Origin of the sequence: Rhodococcus sp. BS-15 (assembly GCF_000813105.1) — a bacterium.
GTDB lineage: Bacteria > Actinomycetota > Actinomycetes > Mycobacteriales > Mycobacteriaceae > Rhodococcoides.
The window spans coordinates 1-3,618 of record NZ_BAOX01000393.1 but is presented as its reverse complement, the minus strand read 5'-3'; the positions used below and the strand labels follow the sequence as shown (position 1 = coordinate 3,618).

Genomic DNA, 3,618 nt, shown 5'->3' with positions numbered 1-3,618 from the left:
CCGAAGCGGGCGCGGTGACGGTCCGGCTCCTGCCTCCGGGCCGCCCCGTGGCGGCGACGATTCTGCTCGACGACCTGGGCGAGGGTGCGCACCGAGTCGAGTACGACCACTCCGGTCACATCCGGCGGTGATGGATCTTCGGTGCCCGACGGCACATGAGGTCCCCCCGCCGGTTATGGTGCAGAACGACCACGAGGTCGCTGCCTGTGCCGCGGCCCGTCACTGTGAGCGAAGGGGATCGTACGACGTGGAGATTTCAGGAACAGCAGCACTTGTCACCGGCGGGGCATCGGGCCTCGGAGCCGCTACGGCAGCGCGTCTGGCCGCCGCGGGCGTCACCGTGTTCGGGCTCGATCTGCCGCAGTCCATCGAGCGTGCCGGAGACAGCGTCCCGGCCGGGGTGACACTGCTCCCCGCGGACGTGACCAGCGAAGCAGAGGTCGAGGCCGCGCTGGATACCATCGTCGCATCCGGTGTTCCCCTGCGCATCGTCGTCAACTGCGCAGGCGTGGGCTGGGCGGGACGCATCCTGTCCAAGAAGGGACCGCACGATCTCGAGCTGTTCCGCACCGTCATCACCATCAACCTGCTCGGCACGTTCAACGTGATGCGGCTGGCCGCGAACCGGATGCAGTCGCAGTCGACCGTCGACGATGCGGGCCAGCGCGGCGTCGTCATCAACACCGCGTCGGTCGCGGCGTTCGAGGGCCAGATCGGCCAGATCGCGTACACCGCGTCCAAGGGCGGCGTGCACGCGATGACCATCACCGCAGCTCGCGACCTGGCCCAGGTCGGCATCCGCGTCAATACGATCGCGCCCGGCATCGTCGACACCCCGATGCTGGCCGGCGTCACCGAGGAATACCGTCAGGGCCTCGAGGCCTCGGTACCGTTCCCCTCACGTCTGGCGCAGCCCACCGAGTACGCGCAGTTGGTCCAGATGATCGCCGAGCACGATTACCTCAACGGCGAAACCATCCGCATGGACGGCGCGATCCGCATGGCTCCGCGCTAGAAGTTACTACGTGGCCCCGCCGATCGAGGCGGGGTCACGCGCGAGCGCGCAGGTCCGCCACCGTCGGGATCTCGTTCTCCGCGCGGTCGGACATCCACTCGCGCAACACTTTCGTCGCCAGAACATCGTCCTCGTTGTAGACGAGCAGTCGCTCGCGCTGCGTGTGGTCGGGCTCCGCGTCGTATCCGACGGCTTCCCGATACCACCCCATCGACGCCTCGCCGCCGGCCTCGTCGTCACGCCACGCGAATCCTGCGACCGGCGCAATCTTCTTCAGTCCCTTGCCGTTCGGGCAGATGAACTGATCGCTCACGGCCTGGTAGATATCCACCCACTGCTCGCTGTCGATGAACTCGCGAATCTGCGCCTCGGTAGGAACCCCGGGAACGTCCGCGAATCGACGGGCCGAATCGAGCAGCCATTTGTCCTCGGCTTGACGCGAATAGCAGTACGCAGCAAAGGTTTTGCCGCGCGCGGCCGCATCGGCCCTGGTGTCCATCAACCAGTTCCAGAACACCGCGAACGAGCGGCCCTCGTCCACGGTCGGCAGCGGGTCCCAGGTGACGAAACCGCGGTACGTCGGCGGCGGCCCGCCTGCCTCGGTGAGCAGCGTGCCCCACAGGTAGGCACCGTGTTCCTGGTAGCTCTCCATGTCCACGTCCACCTCGACGTCAGCGCGGTGCACCGTCACGGTCTCCGAGCGCCGCAGCAATGGCACGTCGGCTCGCCAGGCCAGCGCCGCGGACACGGCGTCGTCGAAGTTTCCGAAGGGCCATTCCTCGGGGGCCGGGCCGGTCCACTGCGCCAACTCGTCGATGGTGCGCACGCCGGCACTGCGCAGCACATCGGCGCGAGAGCCCGACGCGACCAGGGAGACGTCACGAACGGCCTCGAGTTGCGGCTTGCAGTCGAACCACCACGAACACGAACGACATTCACTGACCTGGGAGGGAACGGTGAACGCGGCACCCTGGGCAACCGAGAGCCGGTCTGCGAAGCGGGTGTCGTATTCACCGAGGACCGTGGTGAGGTCGTGCACCAGCATGCATTCGCCCTTGTAGCCCACTGCGCCGCCGACGGGTGTGGCCGTGGCCAGGCCCTCGTGCGCCAACATGCGATACAGGTGAGCGAGCCGGAGCTGGTCGCGTAGCTGACTGCGCACCTTGCGGGTCTCGTCGAACGACGGAGCCCACCGGTCGAGTGGGGTGGTGCGCGCGCCGCGGCCGGGGTCGGTGACCTTGTGGTTGACCACGATCACCGGGATGTACCCGCCCGCCGCGTCGCGGACGAGCAATTCGCTGCGACCGCGTCGGCCGGTATCGCGTTCGAGGGGCAGTACCGCATTCCAGATGCGTTCCACTCCGGCCCGACAGGCGGCGACGGTGGCGTCGGCTGCGTCGCGGGCAGTGGGTTCGTCGATCTCGGTCCACAGCGTCGGATCGTCCACGGCCAACTGCGCGCGGACGTTCTCGCGGTGAGCCTGAGCTGCTTCTCGGCGCTGCCGTACCCCTGGGTTCTCGGGTTCACCACGCAGCAACGATCCGTACGCGGTATCGAGATAGAGCCGATGCCTGCACCGCGTCAACGATCCGGCATCGAGCAACACGGGCGCTGCTTCTCGTTGACCGTTCACACTGCTAGACACTAGGTCAGCCCTCCGACAGCCCGCGACCGTCGACTGCCTTAGGGTGGGGGTAACGCACTGTTCCCGCCTAGCAGCACACGTCAGGAGCCTTTTCGATGGGTTTGTTCCGCAAGCGTAAGGGTCGAGCCACTCGCAAGGCAGAGGCCAAGGCGCTCAAGCACAAGGCAACACTCGAAGCGAAGCTGGGCGCGAAGAACGAGCGCAAGCAGTTGAAGTCCATCGCCAAGGCGCAGCGCAAGCTCAGCGCAGTGGAAGCGAAGTCCCAGAAGAACGTCGAGAAGGCCCAGGTTTCTGCTCTGAAGGCCCAGCAGAAGGCTGCCGTGCAGGGAACGCTGAGTGTGGCTCAGATCCGCAAGTACCTCGGCATCGCTCGGCTGCTGATTCCGGTGTTGGCCCCCATCCTCTACCGCGGTGCGACGGTCGTTCGCGCGCAGCTCGACAGCCGCAAGGCGCAGCAACTCGGTGTCGCTCCCGATCAGCTCAGCGAGTACACCGGCCACGGCGGCAAGCTCAGCGCCCGCATCGCCGGAGCCGAGAAGTCGCTGAGCACCATCGGTGCGCGCCACTCCGATCCAGAGACCAAGAGCTTCGGTGCCGCGATCAGCGAGCGTCTGGACGATCTGACCACCGCTGTCCGCGCATCCGAGCAGATGCCGCCCGCTCGCCGCAAGACCGCACACGCCGCCATCTCCGCAGAGCTGGACGGCATCGAGGCCGATCTGCTCGCCCGTCTCGGCGTTCGCTGACCCCTGCACAACCGATGACCGACAGCTCTGCCGCCCCGCTTCGCGGCGGAGCTGTCGGTATCGTCACCGCGACGCTCGCGGTGGCCGCACACGGCATGGCCGGCGGCGGCTGGGTAGACGGTTCCGCCCTGGCCTGCTGACTCGCCGTCAGCATCGGTATCGGTGCCATGACGGCCCTGCCCAGACGTTCGACCGTTCTACTGCTCCCGGCT

General features: G+C 67.2%; 4 protein-coding genes. 3 read left to right on the top strand and 1 reads right to left on the bottom strand.

Translation table 11 applies throughout. The features are described 5' to 3' along the window. Positions 1-247 precede the first annotated feature (247 nt). Positions 248-1,015 carry an SDR family NAD(P)-dependent oxidoreductase gene (locus RHBS_RS25625; RefSeq protein ID WP_032397116.1) on the top strand — a complete coding sequence of 256 codons (768 nt, stop codon included), beginning with the start codon at positions 248-250 and terminating at the stop codon, positions 1,013-1,015. A gap of 34 nt (positions 1,016-1,049) precedes the next feature. On the opposite strand, the gene RHBS_RS25620 is transcribed toward RHBS_RS25625, so the two are convergent. Further along, the gene (locus RHBS_RS25620) at positions 1,050-2,648 is read right to left on the bottom strand and encodes a TM0106 family RecB-like putative nuclease (protein ID WP_237669716.1); all 1,599 of its coding nucleotides are present in this window, start codon (positions 2,646-2,648) and stop codon (positions 1,050-1,052) included. A gap of 107 nt (positions 2,649-2,755) precedes the next feature. On the opposite strand from RHBS_RS25620, the gene RHBS_RS25615 reads away from it, so the two are divergent. Beyond that, entirely contained in the window at positions 2,756-3,406 is a 651-nt protein-coding gene (locus RHBS_RS25615; RefSeq protein WP_121871768.1) for a DUF6474 family protein, read from the top strand. 14 nt (positions 3,407-3,420) lie between these two features. After that, positions 3,421-3,546: a hypothetical protein gene (locus tag RHBS_RS31670; RefSeq protein ID WP_272913901.1), complete on the top strand. Its 126-nt coding sequence runs from the start codon at positions 3,421-3,423 to the stop codon at positions 3,544-3,546. The last annotated feature ends 72 nt before the right edge of the window (positions 3,547-3,618 follow it).

Coding starts and splice junctions, on each gene's coding strand:
- RHBS_RS25615 (WP_121871768.1), top strand. CDS start 2,756: ATGGGTTTGTTCCGCAAGCGTAAGGGTCGAGCCACTCGCAAGGCAGAG.
- RHBS_RS31670 (WP_272913901.1), top strand. CDS start 3,421: ATGACCGACAGCTCTGCCGCCCCGCTTCGCGGCGGAGCTGTCGGTATC.